This window comes from Mesobacillus sp. ABV4_180 (assembly GCF_056158485.1).
The window spans coordinates 317069-336240 of the sequence record NZ_JBSWTJ010000001.1 but is presented as its reverse complement, the minus strand read 5'-3'; the positions used below and the strand labels follow the sequence as shown (position 1 = coordinate 336240).

At 41.8% G+C, this 19172-nt stretch carries 17 protein-coding genes and 3 tRNA genes; 1 reads left to right on the top strand and 19 read right to left on the bottom strand.

Features of this window, described 5'->3' with window-relative positions:
- Positions 1–247: 247 nt before the first annotated feature.
- The 5 genes from ACXAEA_RS01815 to ACXAEA_RS01795 form a co-directional block, all read right to left on the bottom strand.
- A complete protein-coding gene (locus ACXAEA_RS01815; RefSeq protein ID WP_475094235.1) occupies positions 248–736 on the bottom strand; it encodes a methylated-DNA--[protein]-cysteine S-methyltransferase in 489 nt (162 codons plus the stop codon).
- Entirely contained in the window at positions 720–1637 is a 918-nt protein-coding gene (locus ACXAEA_RS01810) for a DNA-3-methyladenine glycosylase family protein (RefSeq protein WP_475094234.1), read from the bottom strand. The genes ACXAEA_RS01815 and ACXAEA_RS01810 overlap by 17 nt, the downstream gene beginning before the upstream one ends.
- Positions 1624–2193, bottom strand: a complete 570-nt coding sequence (locus tag ACXAEA_RS01805; protein ID WP_475094233.1) for a bifunctional transcriptional activator/DNA repair enzyme AdaA — start codon at positions 2191–2193, stop codon at positions 1624–1626. The genes ACXAEA_RS01810 and ACXAEA_RS01805 overlap by 14 nt, the downstream gene beginning before the upstream one ends.
- Before the next feature lie 441 nt (positions 2194–2634).
- The gene (gene rlmH / locus ACXAEA_RS01800) at positions 2635–3114 is read right to left on the bottom strand and encodes a 23S rRNA (pseudouridine(1915)-N(3))-methyltransferase RlmH (RefSeq protein ID WP_475094232.1); all 480 of its coding nucleotides are present in this window, start codon (positions 3112–3114) and stop codon (positions 2635–2637) included.
- A 100-nt stretch (positions 3115–3214) separates the two neighbouring features.
- Positions 3215–3376 (bottom strand): CxxH/CxxC protein, encoded by a 162-nt coding sequence (locus ACXAEA_RS01795; RefSeq protein ID WP_475094231.1) that lies wholly within the window; start codon positions 3374–3376, stop codon positions 3215–3217.
- Positions 3377–3515: 139 nt separating this feature from the next.
- Here ACXAEA_RS01795 and ACXAEA_RS01790 point away from each other — a divergent pair, with 139 nt between their 5' ends.
- Positions 3516–3695, top strand: coding sequence for a hypothetical protein (locus ACXAEA_RS01790; protein ID WP_475094230.1), 180 nt, complete (start codon positions 3516–3518; stop codon positions 3693–3695).
- A 144-nt stretch (positions 3696–3839) separates the two neighbouring features.
- Here ACXAEA_RS01790 and ACXAEA_RS01785 read toward each other — a convergent pair whose 3' ends face one another.
- The 14 genes from ACXAEA_RS01785 to ACXAEA_RS01720 all read right to left on the bottom strand — a co-directional run bounded on the left by ACXAEA_RS01785 (position 3840) and on the right by ACXAEA_RS01720 (position 19164).
- Positions 3840–5072 carry a S1C family serine protease gene (locus tag ACXAEA_RS01785; RefSeq protein ID WP_475094229.1) on the bottom strand — a complete coding sequence of 411 codons (1233 nt, stop codon included), beginning with the start codon at positions 5070–5072 and terminating at the stop codon, positions 3840–3842.
- A gap of 201 nt (positions 5073–5273) precedes the next feature.
- Entirely contained in the window at positions 5274–6068 is a 795-nt protein-coding gene (locus ACXAEA_RS01780; protein WP_475094228.1) for an MBL fold metallo-hydrolase, read from the bottom strand.
- A 6-nt stretch (positions 6069–6074) separates the two neighbouring features.
- Positions 6075–6869, bottom strand: coding sequence for a two-component system regulatory protein YycI (locus tag ACXAEA_RS01775; protein ID WP_475094227.1), 795 nt, complete (start codon positions 6867–6869; stop codon positions 6075–6077).
- Positions 6856–8169, bottom strand: a complete 1314-nt coding sequence (locus ACXAEA_RS01770; RefSeq protein WP_475094226.1) for a YycH family regulatory protein — start codon at positions 8167–8169, stop codon at positions 6856–6858. Before ACXAEA_RS01770 ends, ACXAEA_RS01775 begins: the two co-directional genes overlap by 14 nt.
- Positions 8166–9995: a cell wall metabolism sensor histidine kinase WalK gene (gene walK, locus ACXAEA_RS01765; RefSeq protein WP_475094225.1), complete on the bottom strand. Its 1830-nt coding sequence runs from the start codon at positions 9993–9995 to the stop codon at positions 8166–8168. Before walK ends, ACXAEA_RS01770 begins: the two co-directional genes overlap by 4 nt.
- Before the next feature lie 9 nt (positions 9996–10004).
- Positions 10005–10715: a response regulator YycF gene (yycF, locus tag ACXAEA_RS01760; RefSeq protein ID WP_475094224.1), complete on the bottom strand. Its 711-nt coding sequence runs from the start codon at positions 10713–10715 to the stop codon at positions 10005–10007.
- A gap of 284 nt (positions 10716–10999) precedes the next feature.
- The gene (locus ACXAEA_RS01755) at positions 11000–12478 is read right to left on the bottom strand and encodes a peptidoglycan DD-metalloendopeptidase family protein (protein ID WP_475094223.1); all 1479 of its coding nucleotides are present in this window, start codon (positions 12476–12478) and stop codon (positions 11000–11002) included.
- Between the two features lie 384 nt (positions 12479–12862).
- Positions 12863–12935: transfer RNA gene (locus ACXAEA_RS01750), tRNA-Phe, on the bottom strand.
- Between the two features lie 171 nt (positions 12936–13106).
- Positions 13107–13178 (bottom strand) — tRNA-Glu (locus ACXAEA_RS01745).
- A gap of 13 nt (positions 13179–13191) precedes the next feature.
- A tRNA-Lys gene (locus ACXAEA_RS01740) sits at positions 13192–13267 on the bottom strand.
- Positions 13268–13600: 333 nt separating this feature from the next.
- On the bottom strand, positions 13601–14890 hold the full coding sequence (locus tag ACXAEA_RS01735) for an adenylosuccinate synthase (RefSeq protein WP_475094222.1): 1290 nt from the start codon (positions 14888–14890) through the stop codon (positions 13601–13603).
- Positions 14891–15106: 216 nt separating this feature from the next.
- Positions 15107–16471, bottom strand: a complete 1365-nt coding sequence (dnaB, locus tag ACXAEA_RS01730; RefSeq protein ID WP_475094221.1) for a replicative DNA helicase — start codon at positions 16469–16471, stop codon at positions 15107–15109.
- A gap of 273 nt (positions 16472–16744) precedes the next feature.
- Entirely contained in the window at positions 16745–17194 is a 450-nt protein-coding gene (rplI, locus tag ACXAEA_RS01725; RefSeq protein WP_475094220.1) for a 50S ribosomal protein L9, read from the bottom strand.
- Positions 17191–19164, bottom strand: coding sequence for a DHH family phosphoesterase (locus ACXAEA_RS01720; RefSeq protein WP_475094219.1), 1974 nt, complete (start codon positions 19162–19164; stop codon positions 17191–17193). Before ACXAEA_RS01720 ends, rplI begins: the two co-directional genes overlap by 4 nt.
- Positions 19165–19172 lie beyond the last annotated feature (8 nt).

The window sequence follows — 19172 nt, the reverse complement described above, 5'->3', positions numbered from 1 at the left end:
AATGCCAGATATTCACTATTATTTCCTTATCTTGCACTCATATTCCAAAGAAGTATAGGGACACCTCTTCTGCTTGCTTACTGTGTTAACAAAACAAAAATAAAAAAAGTTGAACCTAAGAAGTGGTTCAACTCAATATTTTTTAATAAGTTCGGTCAGTAAGGGGATCAAAATTTAATTTATCTTTTTATACTTATTTACTTATAGTACGGTTAGATCCAATGAGGTACGTTAAGGTTTTTTGCATCTACCTATGTGTCTTTTTGCAAGATTTCTCATGTTGAAGCAGCCATTCTTTTCTCCACAGACCTCCTGCATAACCAGTTAGTTTCCCATTAGAGCCGATTATTCTGTGACAAGGAAGGACAATGCTCAACTTGTTTTTTCCATTTGCACTCCCTACAGCTCTGATAGCTTTTTCATTCCCAATGGAAATGGCAATATCCTTATAAGATCCCGTTTTAGCGTAGGGAATTTCTTTTAAAGCTTCCCATACAGTTTTTTGAAAGTCAGTCCCTTCAATTTGATAAGGGAATGTAAATTCATGGCGAGCTCCTTTAAAATATTCGTCAAGTTGGGTATAGCATTCTGCTAAAACCTCAGGCGTTTCAGCATGTAATAAATTCCCCTTTTTTTCGTCTTCAGAGAACATAATTGAACTGATCACTTTATCAGTACCGATTATTTCTATCACGCCAATCGGTGATTCATAGTCTAATTTATGTATTCTTGTCATATAAGGACCTCCAAAGATAAAAGGTGGCATACGCTTGCCAGCCTTCCCAATTTTCTGCATATTCCTCTATTTCTTCAATAGTCGGTTTCCTCTCAAGACCTAATAAATTCTTTAATGCATTATGAAGGCCGACATCTGAGACTGGGAAGGAAGAGTTGTAGTGCAGGCATTTCATCATCACATAATCTGCCGTCCATGCTCCGATCCCTCTTATCATCATTAATGATTTTCGTATTTCCTGAAAATCTTTTTTCTGAAGCAATAACTCTTTTGATAATTCGCCATTTGTCATAGCTTTCGCAATGCCAATGATATATTCAGCCTTCCTGCTAGTAAATTGAAGTTTCCTTAAATCATCTAAGTTTTGTGAAGCTATTTTTTCAAATGAGGGAAATAACCAAAACATTTCCCCTTTAAATGTCAGGCTTTCGCCATATTGTTCAACGAAGCGTTTTTTTAAAGTATAAGCAAATGTTAAATTAATTTGCTGTCCCATAATCGCCCATACGAGCGCTTCAAATAAATCAGGAATACACATAATCCGTAGTCCATAGTATTTTTGAGCAAGATTCTTCAAAACTTTATCCTGATTAGCTGCTTGATAAAATGATTCTAAATCCTGATCTAAATCAAACCATTCCCAAATATACTCCGCTGCTTTTTTGCGAAAGTGTATGGATGGCGGGCCTATTGGAAATTCAACTTTTATGACATTATTAATGAATCCAATCTTACATAAAATCAAAGATTCTTTAACTTTTATCAGTTTATAAACTGACCCCTCTTTAATTTGATGAAGGACTTCCAGTTTTGACCTGTCTAAAAAAATTAAACACTCTTCAAAATTAAATTCCTTAGGAGGATAAATTTCTATATAAGATTCATGATCAATCCAATTCATTTAGGTGGTCCTTTCGATATTCACTAGGTGAACAATGTTTTAAACTTCGGAACACTTTATAAAAATTAGAAGGACTCTGAAATCCCACCTCATAGCAAATCTCAAGGTTCGTCAAGGTTGTGCTTTTAAGAAGGTGAACTGCTTTATCGATGCGTATTTTTTCTAAATAAGTACGTGGAGTCTCTGAGGTTTCTTGTTTAAACAAGCGTTCTAAATAATAAGGGCTTAAACCAACTTGATTCGCAATATCTTTTAATATCAAATTTTGCTTATAACGATTGATCAGGAACGTAATGACATTTCTGACAACCTCAATATGCGGGGAATGCTCAACTTCTGGCTGACATCTTTTGCAAGCGCGAAAACCCGCTTTTTCAACTTCATGAATGTCATAATAAAATTCTACATTTATCTTTTTGGGTTTTCTTGATCTGCAGGAAGGACGGCAGTATATTTTCGTTGTTTTAACTGCTGTAAAAAATTGACCATCATATTTACGATCACACGCGATGATTTTCTCCCACATCTCTTCGAATGAAAGACTGATATTAGCCATGACACTCCACTATCCTTTCTGTACTAGTGCTAGTCCACATACATATGGGAAGTATCCATACACTCTACTAAATCACGAGCATTCTTTTCTAGAAAAGAAATCACTTTTTCAGATAGAGCATTTCCAAAACTAACTGGTCGTATCAATAGCTTTGAAACCTCTTTTTTCTAACGTTAAGATGGAAAGCAAATCCTTGTCGTTTCCTAGAAGTAATATTTCCTCTGAAGCATACATCTCATTGTATTCTCGAATCATTTTCTTTTTTCCTTCTAATGTTATTGGACTTATTTTAACAAGTATCCGACAACCATTTCGTCCTCATTCTTGCTCTTATGGTCTGTGATTAAGAGAAAATAAAAAAGTGAAGCTATATTGCTCCACTTTACATGTTTATTTCACTGGTTAAAAATATTAAAAAAATAATAACCAGAAAAACCCTATTTATTTATGGTACGGTTCCCCCCGATTAATCCGAAAAGCCCGATAAACCTGCTCCACTAAAATAAGCCTCATCAGCTGATGCGGGAATGTCATTTTCGAAAACGACAATTGCTCGTCTGACCTCTTCAAGACTTCGTCGCTCAGTCCGAGTGATCCGCCGATCACGAAGGCAATTTTGCTTTTGCCGTAGGTGCCGAGTTTATCGAGAGTTTCTGCGAGTTCTTCGGAGGATTTTAGCTTGCCGTTGATGGCGAGGGCGATGACATATGTATCCAAACCGATTTTTGAAAGGATTCGTTCTCCTTCTTTTTGCTTTACCTGGATCATTTCAGTGTCACTTAGTTCTTCCGGTGCTTTTTCATCGGGTACTTCGATGACTTCTATTTTTGCATAACTTCCAAGCCTTTTTAAATATTCATCGATTCCTTGTTTCAGGTATTTTTCTTTTAATTTGCCAACCGTTACGATTGAGATATTCACAGTTACCCCCACTTTACAAACAGATTACAAACAGTTTACAAACAAGCTATCCACAGTAGTTATCCACATATTCACATCGATATCCACATTTAGTAGGCGATCATTCGTTCGCCACAATATATACAGCAGGTTGTCCACAGTATCCACAGATAAACTCCGACTTATCAACAGACTCCAGCTTCAGTAATTGGGGTGCTGTTTCAAACTCATCAACCGCTTCATCCAGCGCCAATTCTACATGTTCCCCGCAGCAATACTTCATTTTGTTCCATCCCTTCAACAAATTTATTTAAATTTATCATTTGCTAAAATTCACTTTTAATTTATCCACAGAGACCATTTTAACATATGAAAAGCGCAAGCGCCTTGGTCAGCCCCGACAAGCGTTGGAGGGCCGACCGGTGAAGTCGCTCTTTGACATCATCGGAGGGACCGAAATCGAAAAGTATAGCCGACTGTCCAGAAACGCAGAAACTGGAGACTCCGACAAAGAAGCGCTTTTTGCTTCTGCGGGCGGAGTTGAAGTTTCGGAGTTTCTAGGAGGCGACACTAGACAAACGTCTCGAGCTGCTCTAAGCTAACGCTTCTCGCAAGATACTCGAGGAAGCTATTTCAAGGATGAAAACTGGCTAGGCGCTGGAGCTGGACAATTCTCGAAGTGACTGATACTTTCCTATCGCAAAAAAACAGGAAGCATTTCGCCTCCTGTTTTCGTATCCACACCTCTATAATGTTTCTCCGCCTAATTTCAATGTTGTTTCTTCAAGCTGGCCATTACGATAATATTTAATCTGCATATCATCGCCGACCTTCTTTTTATTGTAAAGGTGTTTACGCAAATCAACGACATCGCGGATTTCTTCTCCATCCATTTCGACAATGACGTCGTACTCTTTCAAACCAGCCTGATCTGCCGGTGAATTTGGCTCGACACCTCTGATGGCGACACCATAGTTCACTTCCTTTGGCAGCTTTAGCGTATTCTGCTGGTGGTAGGCTGAGATTTCATTTACAGAAGCCAGCTCAACGCCCATGAATGGCCTTTGCACCTCTCCGGTCTTCTCTAAGTCATCAATGATCGGAGCTGCATAATTGATAGGGATGGACAGTCCGATTCCTTCAACAGCACTCTGGGCAATTTTCATTGAGTTAATGCCAATCACCTGTCCCTCGATATTGATCAGTGCTCCCCCGCTGTTTCCTGGGTTAATGGCTGCATCTGTCTGCAAGACTTCTGCCTGCCAGTCAGGAGTTCCATCCTGGTTGATATCGACTGGGATCGCTCGTTCCAGTCCAGAAATAATGCCCTGGGTAACCGATCCTGAAAAAGTAAGGCCAAGAGGATTACCGATGGCGATCACTGGTTCACCAGGTTTCAGCTTATCAGAGTTGCCAAATTCCGCAATAACCTTAATTTCCTCTGCAGGTACCTCCAACACAGCAAGGTCCGTCCATATATCGCTGCCTAAAAGCTTGGCAGGGATTTTTGTCCCATCACTCAGGCTGACCTCCAGGCTGGAAGCGTCCGCAACAACATGATGGTTTGTGACAATATAAGCTTTGTCTCCAGCCTTCTTATAAACGACACCAGATCCCGTTCCTCCTGATTCCTGGTTTTGGCCCCAGAAGCTCGTGCTTTCCTGTATATTCGTGATGCCAACTACAGCGTCACCCGCTTTGTCGACAGCTTTGGTAATTTGTGTATGCACATCAATCGAGACATTTCTTGTATCTGTTGTGCTTTCTTCAGAATCAGCTGACTCCTCATCCGTAACAGCTGCTTGATTGTTCGGCTCAATTTTATATGGCAGCACATCAAAGTTAGATAATACGGGAATCGAGAAAATCACCAATAATGCCCCAATGATTGCGCCTGCCAGGCTGGCCACGAAAAAGCCGCCTTTCCTGCCGTTCTGCGGTTTATACCGGCTTTGATAATCCTGATCATAATAACCCAATGTCCACCAATCCTTTCATAGAACAATAGAATCGTTAGTTATCCTTATATTGATTATTATACTATCAGATATGCTAATGTCTAAATCGTAAGCTCTTAGCTAAATTCAGCCTGCAGCTATTTGTTTTTATAAAAGAAAAGGAGCAAAAGCAAATCTTGTCAGATGCCTTTACTCCTTTACCTTTAAAAAATTGCTTATAAACTAAATCGCCGTCAATGCTGTCGGAGTTTTAGGATCTGTATCGATCAAATCAAATTGTTCTCCCACAATGATGCCTCTGCCCTCAAGTGTTTGGGTGACTGACATCCTTGCGAGGTCCTTCATATTATTATCGAGGCTTAAATGGGCAAGATAGATCCGTTTTGTGTTATCCCCGGCCACTTCGCTCATCGCGACTGCGGCATCTTCATTCGAGACATGGCCATAATCACTCAGGATCCGGCGCTTGACGCTCCACGGATATCTTCCCATCCTCAGCATCTGGACATCATGGTTGCTTTCAAACACATATGCATCAGCATTCGAGATGATTCCCTTCATCCTGTCGCTGACATAGCCTGTATCCGTAATGAGCACCAATTTCTTGCGGTCTTTATGGAACACATAAAACATCGGTTCTGCGGCGTCATGCGATACACCAAAAGATTCAATATCCAGACCGCCAAAGGTTTTCACCGTTTCCATATCAAAGCTGAATTTCTGTTCAAGCGGGACTTCCCCGATCAGCCCGTCCATCGCTTTCCATGTCTTTTCATTCGCATAGATTGGCAGCTTATACTTACGGGCAACGATTCCTATGCCTTTTATATGATCGCTATGTTCATGCGTCACTAATATTCCAGAGAGGTCTTTCATATCACGGCCTATTTGCTTAAATAAAGCCTCCATCTGTTTGCCGCTCAATCCGGCATCCACTAAAAAGGATTGGCCCTCCGTCTCCACATAGATCGCATTTCCCGTACTCCCGCTGGCGAGAACACTAAAATGCAAACTCATATCTCTTCACTCCGTAATTTTATTTTCTCCGTCCGTCAACGGGATGACCCGGCCTTCAAATGCATGGACAAAAAGGTTTTCCTTGCCGTTGACTTCAATCCTCCACGTAGGCGTGACGACATGGGAGGCTGTCAATGAAACAAGTGTTGAGTATCCCAGTTTAACATCAGTGATCTTGCTCTTTGGCTTCAATAAACCCTTCTTATAAAGAGTTTCCATCGCTCTTAATGGGGTCAGCAGTTCTTCTTCATCTGAAAGTTCATCGATGATTTCCAAATACGTTTGCTTATAGGAAGTCACTTCATTATTTTCATTGAAGTAGAACGTTAATTTTGCATTGCTGTTATAGTAGAAAGTCTTATTGTCGTATTCCTGATAGTAGGTAATCGTCCGGGCTTCATCATCTTTAGACCAGAACTTATACTGTTCACCAGCAAATATGTTCGCTTTGATGAAATTCGTCAGCTCTGCTGGCTGAAATTTATTCGTCAGCTTGAGCGATTTTCCAAGCTTAGCTTCTATCGATGTCCCGTCACCGAGGCTGATGGATTGCTCTTTCATTTTTTCAAGTTCTTCAGTTGTGAACACTTTCGTCCTGACACTTAGGTAATGCTCTTTTTCTTTTATTTCAGGAAGTTCATTGTAGCGGATATCGTCATTCTTAAGCCGCTCTTCCAATGTCGCTTCCTTCACGATTTCATACTGGGCAGCATCCCTTGTGTTCATGAACTGGTAAACCAGGTAGATATCCAGGGCGAGGAAGGTCAGAATGAAGATTGTTTTAATTCTACTCCAATCCATTCTTGAATCCCTCCTCCCAGATCAGCTGGCGCCATTCCTGATCGTATAAGTAAAACCAGCCTGGCTCCAGAAGGATGATGGAATCTTCAGGTCCCTGCACCATATAGTAGCCTGGCATCATGTTTTGCAGCAGTTCTGGTTTGAAATCCTTCTTTTGATTCAAGTATTCCAGTGCTTCATATCCTGATGGAAGTTTCTTCGTGACGACATCAGGATTCAATGGCAGCTCTAAATGAAATCCAGGGCGAATATACCGGCTGATTTCTGATTGCCTCCACTGCTGGTAAATCTCCGACATGCCAGACTGGTTGAATACAGGATACCCTTCCTTGCTATAGAGCCTGAACATCACATTCTGGTTAAAATCATCCTTGTATACATATCGATATGCCTCAGTCCAGCCGCCATGGCCATTTACAAATTCAATGCTTCGTTGAAGGATGTTATTGGTACCAATTACCGCGTCACGGTTCCGGACAGGATTCACATAGGAAATCATATTCGTTTCTGTGTTAACGGTCATCTTACTTGCATCATCAGTATACTCCTCAATCCCTTCACCCACGCTCCGCTGTACAAAGCTCGGATCTTTGAACAAAGCATCCTTGAACTGTTCCGAATCCAGTGGATTTTGATAGTAGGTGTACTTCACCATTTTTATTGCTTCAGTTGGCAAATACATCCGCTTAATGCCAGAAACAGTATGCATGAAATAAGGTGTCAGCCTTCCTGCTGTCTCATAAAATTTAGTTGTGAATTCATTTATATACGAAGGGCTGACATTGCTTTCATAAACTTCCTGGTTTCTTTGCGAATAAAAATAGACGATGCCCTCCTGCTTTTGCTGAGTATCGGTATTGATGATGATGCGGTCAAAATCAAATTTTGGCAGATCTCTTTCGTCAATGTTCAATACCCTTTTGTATAGTTCGATCGGAACTTCATCAGGGAATATAACTTCGACATTCGCTCCGTGAGCGATTTTTTCGTTAAAATCGGTGATTCGTCCTGGAGATTTTTTTACATCAAAATACTTCCACTTGGAAATGGCCGAAATGATATCTTCAATATATCCATTGCCAACCGAACCAAATTGCTTATCATCAATATGGTAAATAATCTGGTGCGGCTTTACGATTTTCTTTAGTTCACGTTGTGTTGAAATGCTTACCTCTCCAATTGTCTCTGGATTTTCAACGCTTTCATAATTGGGTTGATAAGTCCAAATATTCCAAGTCAAAATACCGCTGAGAACTGCGAGAAACGTTAATATCACTGTTTTAATATTTTCATATGTCATGACCAATCATCCTCTGTACTCCGGTCATAAGGAAGGATAAAATGAATCGTCGTCCCTTTTCCCTCCACGCTTTCTGCCCAAATCTTACCGCCATGGGCATTAACCATTTCTTTCGCAATCGCAAGCCCCAGTCCAGTTCCGCCAAGTTTCCGCGTCCTGGCCTTGTCCACACGGTAGAAACGGTCGAAAATTTTATCAAGATTATCTTTCGGAATGCCAACACCTTCATCTGAAATGCTTACCATTATCTGATCATCGGTTTCCTTCGTCTTGAACGTAATCGTCCCACCCTCTGGGGAATATTTCATCGCATTCGAGATGATATTATCCAGCACCTGGGTAATCTTGTCCTCATCAATCTCTACAAATACAGCATCATTCTGGATATTCCTTATGAACGAAACATTTTGATTCTTCGTCATCTCAAAACGGTCAATGATCCGGTTGAAAAAGACCGGGAAATTGACCCATTCCTTTGAAAGGCGGTAATCGACACTGTCCATTTTGGAAAGCTGCAGCAGATCATTTACGAGACGAATCATCCGTTCTGTTTCTCCACGAGTTGTCTCCAGGAAGTTTGGAGCGACTTCTTCATCCCTCCAAGCACCTTCAGCCAGAGCCTCCAGATAACTGCGCATGGTTGTCAATGGAGTTCGCAGTTCGTGCGAAACATTCGCTACAAATTCCCGTCTTTCCAAATCGATTTTTTCCTGTTCGGTAATATCATAAAGAACTGCAATCAAGCCGTTCACAAAACCGCTTTCCTTTTGGATGACCGAAAAATTCGCCCGAAGTATGAAAGGCTTGCTTTTTGTACTGTAATCCAGGACGATCGAATCTTTTTCCTCGAGCAAGTCCTCGAAAGCATAGTTTTCATCTAGTCCAAGCACTGACACCAGCGGCTGAGACAGCACTGTTTCACGTGAAACACCCAGCATGTCTGAAGCAGGTTCATTAATTAAGATAATCCGGCCTTTGCGATCCGTCGAAATAACACCATCTGTCATATAAGAAATGACGGACGAAAGCTTCCTTTTTTCACCCTCAGTTGTTGCCTGGGCTTCCTGGAGTTTTTTCGTCAGGTTATTGAACGTAATCGCAAGCTGGCCAATTTCATCGTATCCATAAACCTTAACCTTCCGCGAAAAGTTTCCTCTCGTCATCGCCAATGCCTGTTTTCTCATATCAGAAATTGGCCTTGTGATCGTCTGCGCCAAAAGAACCCCCAGTATTGCAGTGAAAATCAATGCAATTGCCGTTCCAGTAGCGAGGATTTTGTTGATATCCTTCATTTGCGTGAATATATCTTCCACCTTGGCTACCAGATAGACCGCACCAATGGCTTCATTATTGTGCATGATCGGAGTGGACAGAACCCATACTCTCTTTCCTGTCTTCGTATCCATCTGGATCACGTCTTCATCTTCTTCGAAAACGATGGACCGCTTGATTTTCAGGTCCGTTGTCCTTTGACCGACAAGTCCCTGGTTACTGTCTCTTGAGGTCCCTAGAAATTTGAAGCTTCCGCCATCAATTACTCTAATTTCGGATATATCCGAAGCCTTATTATAATCTATCAGAATCTGTTTGATGGCTTCCTCTTTCGTTGGATCTTCTTTTCCCCGCTCCTTGATCAGTTCTTCCTGGATGTCATATACCAGCAGGTCGACACGCGATTTTACAGAGTCCTGGTAGTTCGTCATCAAGGTTGTCTCAAGCTTGCGGACAAAGTATACGCCTATTATTTGCATGGCAACTAGAATAAGCAGTACATAGATAATCACAAATTTAAGGTGTATGGATCGAAAAAAACCTACTTTCTTCATTCCGGTTCGTTACTCCTGTTCAGAGTTTCTTAAATAGTAGCCTACTCCTCGTCTTGTCACGATCCATGTCGGGTGGCTTGGATTATCTTCAATCTTCTCACGAAGACGTCTTACCGTTACGTCGACCGTACGAACATCACCATAATAGTCATAGCCCCAAACCGTTTGCAGCAGGTGTTCCCTAGTCATGACTTGTCCAATATGCTTGGCAAGGTAATGAAGCAGCTCAAACTCACGATGCGTCAGTTCGATTGTCTCGCCTCTTTTGGATACCACATATGCATCTGGATGAATCGTCAGCGAGCCGACTGAAATTTCATTAGACTCTTCTTCTTCATCTGCTTTGACAGCATTCTGCTGATGACGGCGAAGGTTTGCTTTCACACGTGCAATCAATTCCCTTGTGCTAAAAGGCTTTGTTACATAATCGTCCGCCCCAAGCTCCAACCCAAGAACCTTATCAATTTCAGAATCTTTAGCTGTCAGCATAATGATTGGCATCTCATATTTTTTACGTACCTCACGGCAGACTTCCATGCCATCACGCATAGGCAGCATGATATCCAGCAGAATCAAATCCGGCTGAATTTCCTCTACCATTTCGATCGCCTGGTTTCCATCATAAGCACAGTAAACATCGTAGCCTTCTTTTTTCAAGTTGAACTGTAGAATATCTGCAATTGGTTTCTCATCGTCTACAACTAAGATTTTTTTCTCCATACCAATTCTCCTTTTCAAGCCAGAATATTATAATGAATTAATTATTTTTGTCTTTGTAAAAATGCTATCTTATCTATTTTACTTTAAAAGAGAGAAAAACTGAATTTATCTGTTATATAACTTCTATTTCTTCTCCTCCCAATTGTACCAATCCTGCCCAAAACAATGAAATAACTGGCTTTTCCAGCCTAAATGGTAAGAGGATTTAAATGATACGCTGATTTTTTATCCAACGCGATGCTCTAATAAAAAAAGTCTCTAGTTTGTCTAGAGACTTTCATTTCTTATTTTAGTGCAGACATAGGATCGATAATTTTGCCATTTTTATATACTTCAAAATGAAGGTGAATGCCGGTAGAGTTACCAGTTCTTCCCATGATACCGATTTTCGAACCGCGGGCAACAGTTTGCCCTTGGCTAATGGAAATTGATGCAAGATGTGCATACATTGTTCGGTAGCCATTCTGATGGTCGATGATGATTTTATTGCCATATCCATCACCCTTATTACCAGCGTATACTACTACACCATTATCAGCTGCTTTGATTGTATAATTGCTCGGCCTTGCGATGTCAATTCCTTTATGCATTCTATTCCAGCGGTATCCCTGTTGGCTGGATACATAGCCTCCATTAGTAGGCCATGCAAACGTGCCATCACCACGTGAAGGGACAACTTTTGTGCCTTTGATCACGATTTCTTTAACAGGCTCGTGAAGGACTTCTTTTTTAACTGTTTCCTTCTTTGTTACCTTGCCATTTTGTTCAGTTACAGAATAGATGACACCATTTAAGCCAGCCTTGCCTTCTTGCTTCTTTTTAGTATCGCCTTTGAACATTGAAGAATCTTCAACCACTTCTCTTTCGAAAGCGACTTCTTCCTTCGCGTAAACCTGGCGATCTACAATGACCTCAACGTAAGGCTTCAAAACAGTAACGTTCAATTCCTGGCCTGGCTTTAAAACCGAATCTTCATTTAGACCTTCGTTCAAAGTAATTAATTGAGCCAGCTTCAAATTATGCGAATTCGCAATGCTTCCCAATACATCTCCATCTTTGACCTGGTACTTTTGTTCTTCCAAAGTACCCTTTTTTAGAAGTTGAACTGCTTCGTCTACAGTCAAAACATTTTTCGGATCAACTTTTTCTTCTGAATGTGAAACATTTTGGGTAAGACGAACGTCTAATATACGAGTTTCATTTTCTTTCACTTCGGGTAAAGGTAGATTAGGAGATTTCTTTTTATTCTCCACTTCAGCTAATTCTTCTTCAGTAACATGTTCAAGCATTAATGTCTTAAGTACTTCCTTGGCAGCTTCTTCATCTTTCACATAAGCCACAGGCTTGTCGTCAATAACAAGTGCTGATGCTTCAGCCTGTACCGTCATTTGATCCTTAAGTACATTCACTAGTTCGCTTGTGTTTGCATTGGCAGCTGAACTGAACACTTGTTCAGGAACAAAAGATACATCCAAACCAAGCTCGACATCAAGATCTTTATATTCTTTTTGAACGGAAGCCAGCTTATCCTCTACAAGTTTTTCTACTTGAGTTTTATCTGCTACAGTTCCTACAAATTTATTATTTACATAAACATAATATACGGTCGTTAAGCCTGAGTCCGCCGCAAGTGCAGCACTTCCTGCACCAAAAGACAATGCAGCCACAGTCACTGCAGCCATGATTGACTTTTTGATTGCCGGCTTCATCTCTCTAGATGTTTTGCCCGCAAGATTGGACAGCTTATGTTTTAAAATATTCATCCTGATCCTCCTAAAACGGTCAAACACTATTATTCTAGTACTATATAACTATTATCTGATAATTGTACCTTTATACTTTACCATAAAATGTATCGTTGGGAATGCTAGTCTTCATTATGTAACAAAATTGTATAATAGCTGACATTTTATTACGATATTTGTCAGTAAGATGGAAGTTGTATGTCGTCTTATTATCCTATAACCAAATAAGAAAATAAGCCTAAAACCTAGTAATATCAAGATATTCTCCTACTTTGGAAGGATAATTGATGAACAATTCTGTTAAATGCAACACAATCATGTTAATAACAGGAAAATTATCAGGAATATTACAGGAATGTAACAAAAAAAGGAGCATGTCATATGACACGCTCCCTTTTTTAATGGCTCAGGACGGAATCGAACCGCCGACACAAGGATTTTCAGTCCTTTGCTCTACCGACTGAGCTACTGAGCCGTAATGAAATACGGATGCCTAAATTTAGTTTAGCTTAAAAACTGTGCTCAAAAAACCTCTCGGTTTTTCTCGCAGGTTGCCGCAGATGCTGATTCAGTGGAGTAAGCAACCCTCTACCGACTGAGCTACTGAGCCGTATTGAAAATACTGTAAAACTTATATGTAATAAAGTGACCCCTACGGGATTCGAACCCGTGTTACCGCCGTGAAAGGGCGGTGTCTTAACCGCTTGACCAAGGGGCCAGAGTAAAAAATCTGGTGAGCCATGAAGGACTCGAACCTTCGACCCTCTGATTAAAAGTCAGATGCTCTACCGACTGAGCTAATGGCTCGTAATGTAAAGATTTTATCGTTTTTTGTCGAATTAGTGACAACGTTGTTTATATTACCATAGCATTTTGTTGTTTGTATATGTTTTTTTGAAATTTTTTTTGCTTTTTTCTTTAATATATTAATTTTTCCTCGAAATTCATTCAGATTTGATTTTTTTACTAACAGAAATTCTATAAAAGAAGAATAATCCCGCGAAATTAGTGACTATTTCCGCGAAACCGGCTGGCAATTCCGCGAAAAAACAACATAATTCCGCGAACTGGAAACAGCTGGATCCCAACCAAACAAATTCAGGCCCCCGTTCCGAAAAGAACGGGGGCCTGACCTTGTTATTATGATCTCCAAGGGCTGCGCACGACGTTTGTCTGTGTGCGGTCTGGGCCAACTGAGAAGATGGATAATGGAATGCCTGTCAGTTGTGAGATGCGCTCCAGGTAGTGTCTAGCGTTCGCTGGAAGCTCATCTAATGATTTCACGCTTGTTATGTCTTCTGTCCAGCCTGGAAGCTCTTCATAGACTGGCTCACATTCTGCCAGCATCTTAAGGCTTGCCGGGAATTCTTCGATCAACTCGCCTTTATAGCGGTATGCTACGCAAATCTTAAGTGTTTCGATTCCAGTCAGGACATCGATTGAGTTCAAAGATAGGTCTGTGATTCCGCTGACACGACGTGCATGGCGGACAACGACGCTGTCAAACCAGCCAACGCGGCGAGGACGACCAGTTGTCGTACCATATTCGCGTCCTACTTCACGAATCTGGTGGCCTATTTCATTGTCCAGTTCTGTCGGGAATGGGCCATCTCCGACACGTGTCGTATAAGCTTTAGAAACGCCAACGATATGAGTGATCTTTGTCGGGCCTACACCTGAACCGATTGTGACACCGCCAGCTACAGGATTGGAAGATGTAACGAATGGGTAGGTACCCTGGTCAATGTCGAGCATGACACCCTGTGCACCTTCAAACAACACGCGGCGGCCATCATCAAGGGCATCATTCAAAACAACGGATGTGTCGACCACATAATCCTTGATTTGTTGTCCATACTCAAAGTACTCATCTAAAATGTCTTCAATCTTGAAGCCTTCTGTTTCATAAATTCGCTCCAGCAGGCGGTTCTTTTCTACCAGGTTGCGGGAAAGTTTTTCTTCAAAAACTTCACGGTCAAGCAAATCGGCAATCCGGATCCCGATACGTGCTGCCTTATCCATATAAGCAGGGCCAATTCCCTTTTTAGTCGTTCCGATTTTATTAGCGCCTTTGCTTGCCTCTTCAACCTCATCAAGCTTTAAGTGATAAGGAAGAATCACATGAGCACGGTTGCTGATTCGCAGATTGTCTGTCGTCACATTTTTTTCATGAAGGTAGGCAAGTTCCTTTACAAGCGCTTTTGGATCCACTACCATTCCGTTTCCGATCACGCTGATTTTATCTTTATAAAAAATCCCTGATGGAATTAAATGCAGTTTATATGTTTCACCATTGAATTTTATCGTATGGCCTGCGTTGTTTCCTCCCTGATATCGGGCAATCACTTCCGCATTTTCTGAAAGGAAGTCAGTGATTTTTCCTTTCCCTTCATCGCCCCATTGTGTTCCAACTACTACTACTGATGACATATAAAACGCACCTCCAAAGGTTTACGGTTGATTTTTTCCTTTTCAAACATATAAAGTTTACCAGCTTTTATGGTTGAAAGTCAACAAAACACGAACAATTAATTATAACAACAATTTATTCGTTCGTAAAATAAAGATAGCTCTATGAATTTCTTTTTATGTAGTGAAGCAAGATAATAAAAAAAAGAGAACTAATCCAAAGCGGATTAATTCTCATTATGCCCCTGGTGGAGCATACGATTCATCGTATCGGTTCTCGATGTTGACGAATTTGTTATATTCTTTTACGAACGCAAGCTTTACGGTTCCTACAGGACCATTACGCTGCTTGGCAATGATGATTTCAATGATGTTCTTATCCTCGGATTCCTTGTCATAATAATCATCACGGTACAGGAACGCAACAATATCGGCATCCTGCTCGATGGATCCGGATTCACGGATATCAGACATCATCGGACGCTTGTCCTGACGTTGTTCTACACCACGGGACAGCTGGGACAGGGCAATAACCGGAACCTGCAGTTCACGTGCCAGCTGCTTGAGGGAACGGGAAATCTCGGATACTTCCTGCTGACGGTTCTCGCCGGCGCGGCCGCTGCCTAGGATCAACTGGAGATAGTCGATCATGATCATGCCAAGTCCTTGCTCCTGCTTTAGACGGCGGCATTTTGAGCGGATATCGGTGATTCTGACACCTGGCGTATCATCGATGAATATGCCCGCATTTGACAGACTTCCCATTGCCATCGTTAGTTTGCCCCAGTCTTCATCTGTCAGGGAACCGGTACGCAGTCTTTGAGCATCGATATTTCCTTCAGCACAAAGTACACGCATGACAAGCTGTTCTGCACCCATCTCCAAACTGAAGATCGCGACATTTTCGCCTGTCTTTTTTGCAACGTTTTGGGCAATATTCAACGCAAAGGCCGTTTTACCAACGGAAGGACGTGCACCAACGATGATCAAATCGTTGCGCTGGAATCCGGCTGTCATTCGATCGAGCTCGGTAAATCCCGTCTCAAGCCCCGTTATATCCCCTTTGCGGTTATGCATTACTTCGATATTATCGTACGTCCTGACAAGGACATCTTTTATATTATGGAAAGCTCCTCCGCCTTTGCGCTGGGCAACCTCCATGATGTTCTTTTCTGCTTCAGCAAGTAATGCCTCCACTTCATCTTCACGCATATAGCCATCTTCGGCAATGCCTGAAGCTGTGCGGATCAACCTTCTCAGCAGCGATTTTTCTTCTACGATTCTAGCATAATACTCAATGTTCGCTGCCGTCGGAACTGACGCAGCTAATTCACTTAAATAGCTGACTCCGCCAACATCCTCAATCAGCTTGGAAGATGCCAGATTTTCTGTGACGGTCACGAGGTCGATTGCTTTTCCTTTATCATTCAAATCCAGCATGACGCTGAATATCTTCTGGTGTGCTACTCGGTAAAAATCCTCTGGTAATAAAATTTCTGAAGCAAGAGTCAAAGCTGATGGCTCTAAAAATATTGCACCAATTACGGCTTGTTCCGCTTCCATATTTTGCGGCGGAAGTCGATCCGCGAATAATTCACTCATCTGCCTGCCCCCTTACAAAGTAACTCTCTCAAGAAAAGCGCAAGCGCCTTGTTCAGCCCCGACAAGCGCTGGAGGGCTGACCAGTGAAGTCGTTCTTTGACTTCACCTGAGCGGACCGAAGCGACTCGAGGGGCTAGGCGCTGAAGCTGGACATTTCTCGATGTAACTTTTATACTCTTTTCTCTTCACATAAAAAAGTGACCAGCAGAACCGATCACCTATTTTCTGTAACTATATTATTTTATCATGTTTATCACTTTATGGAACTGTAAATTATTTACCTTCTTTTACATGAACGTTCAAAGTTGCCTGAACCTCTTTATGAAGCTTGACTGGCACCTTTGTATATCCAAGTGTGCGGATTGCATCCTGAAGTTCGATTTTTCGCTTATCAAGCTTGATTCCGTGCGCTTTTTGAAGCTCATCGGCAATTTGCTTGCTTGTGATCGAGCCGAAAAGACGGCCATCTTCTCCTGATTTTGCAGCCAGTTCAACCGTCACCTTTTCCATAGTTTCCTTCAATGCTTTTGCATCTTCCAATTCCTGCTGAGCGACTTTTTCCTCTTTTTTCTGCTGGGCGTTCAAGGAGCTCATAGCAGCCTGGTTTGCCTCAACAGCAAGTCCTTGCTTGATCAGGAAGTTTTGTGCGTAGCCATCTGCCACATTTTTGATTTCGCCTTTTTTTCCTTTTCCTTTAACATCCTTCAAAAAGATTACTTTCATTCTTTTTGTCCCCCTTCTAAATAATCATCTATCGCATTCTGTAAAAGAGTTTCTGCTTCTTCAATAGAGAGATCATACATTTGTGTAGCAGCATTTGTTAAATGGCCGCCGCCTTCAAGATTTTCCATGATGACCTGGACATTGATTTCCCCAAGCGATCTTGCGCTGACTCCAATTTGATTCTCTGCCTTTTTCGAAATAACAAAAGAAGCGGTCACGCCATCCATCGTCAGGAGTGTATCGGCAGCCTGGGCAATCAGCACCTGGTCGCAGTACGTATCCTCCTGGCCTTTTGAAATGACAATTCCTTCTCTGTAAAAATAGACATTTTCGATGATCTTAGCCCGCTTGATATACGTATTGATATCTTCTTTTAAAAACTTTTGGACAAGAACAGTATCGGCCCCATGGCTGCGCAGATAGGAAGCCGCATCGAATGTTCGGGCGCCAGTCCTCAACGTAAAGCTTTTTGTATCGACGATGATCCCTGCCAATAAGGCGGTGGCTTCGAGCATTTGGATTTTGCCATTCTTCGGCTGGTATTCAAGCAGTTCAGTAACCAATTCCGCTGTTGATGAAGCATAAGGCTCCATATAGACAAGCAGCGGATTTTTAATGAACTCCTCGCCTCTCCGATGGTGGTCGATCACAATTACATTCTCAATCCGGTTCAATAGCCTTTCATCGATTACCAATGATGGCTTATGAGTGTCGACAATCACCAGGAGTGTGTCATCCGAAGCAATTTCATATGCTTGTTCCGGTGTAATGAAACGCGAGTATAGTGCCTCATTTTGCTTGATTTCTTCCATTAAGCGCTGGACACCAGAATCAATTTCACTTTTATTTAAAACTATAAAACCTTCACGTTTATTCATCTGTGCGACTTTTAGGATCCCAATTGCTGAACCAATAGCGTCCATATCAGGGTTCTTATGGCCCATGATCAAGACCTTGTCGCTTTCCACGACCAATTCCTTCAATGCATGGGAAATGACCCTTGCTCTCACCCTTGTGCGTTTTTCAACAGGGTTCGTCTTTCCACCGTAAAACTTAACCTTCCCGTTAGGCTGCTTAATGGCAACCTGATCCCCGCCTCGGCCCAATGCAAGATCAAGACTGGACTGTGCCTGGGAACCAAGCTCCGGCAGTGAGGAATAACCTGTGCCAACGCCAATACTTAATGTGAGCGGGACATTTTGCTTGGAAGTTGTTTCCCTTACTTCATCGAGGATCGTGAATTTCCCTTTTTCCAAAAGGTGAAGAATGTGTTCACTGAAGACTGCAATGAACCTTTCAGAAGAAACCCTTTTGAGGAATACTCCATTGTTGGTAGCCCATTTGTTTAAAATCGATGTCACCAGGCTATTCAAACTGCTTTTCGTCTGGTCATCCATTCCCTGAGTCAATTCTTCATAGTTATCGAGATAGATGATGGAAATAACAGTGCGTTCATCATTATACATTTTTTCAATTTCTGCCTGTTCGGTCACATCGAAAAAATAGAGCAGCCGTTCCTCGGGCTTGTGGATGACTCTGAATTTCCTGTCATGCAGGGAAATGATCTCTGTTTCAACCTCTTGCTTAATCAGCGGTACGACTGCATCTGCAACGTCATACAAAGAGCGGCCGACAAGTGTGTCTTCCTGAAAACAGGAAGCGATGAATGGATTCGTCCACTCAATATAATAATCATCATTGATCAGCATGATACCGATCGGCATCTCCATCAACGCTTCTTCGCCGACCTTTTTGACGCGGTAGGACAAAGTAGAGATGTACTCTTCCGTCTCTTGCTTAATCTTATGGTTCACTTGAAAAATAAAATATATCAACAGGCCAGTGAGAAGGAAACCAACTGCTCCTATAATCCAGTTATAGTAAGACAGGACTCCTATCAGCACCAGTATAACGGCCATCAATCCATATAATGGATAGCGTATTTGCCGCCTCTCTAAATAAGAAGGCATGTGCTCAG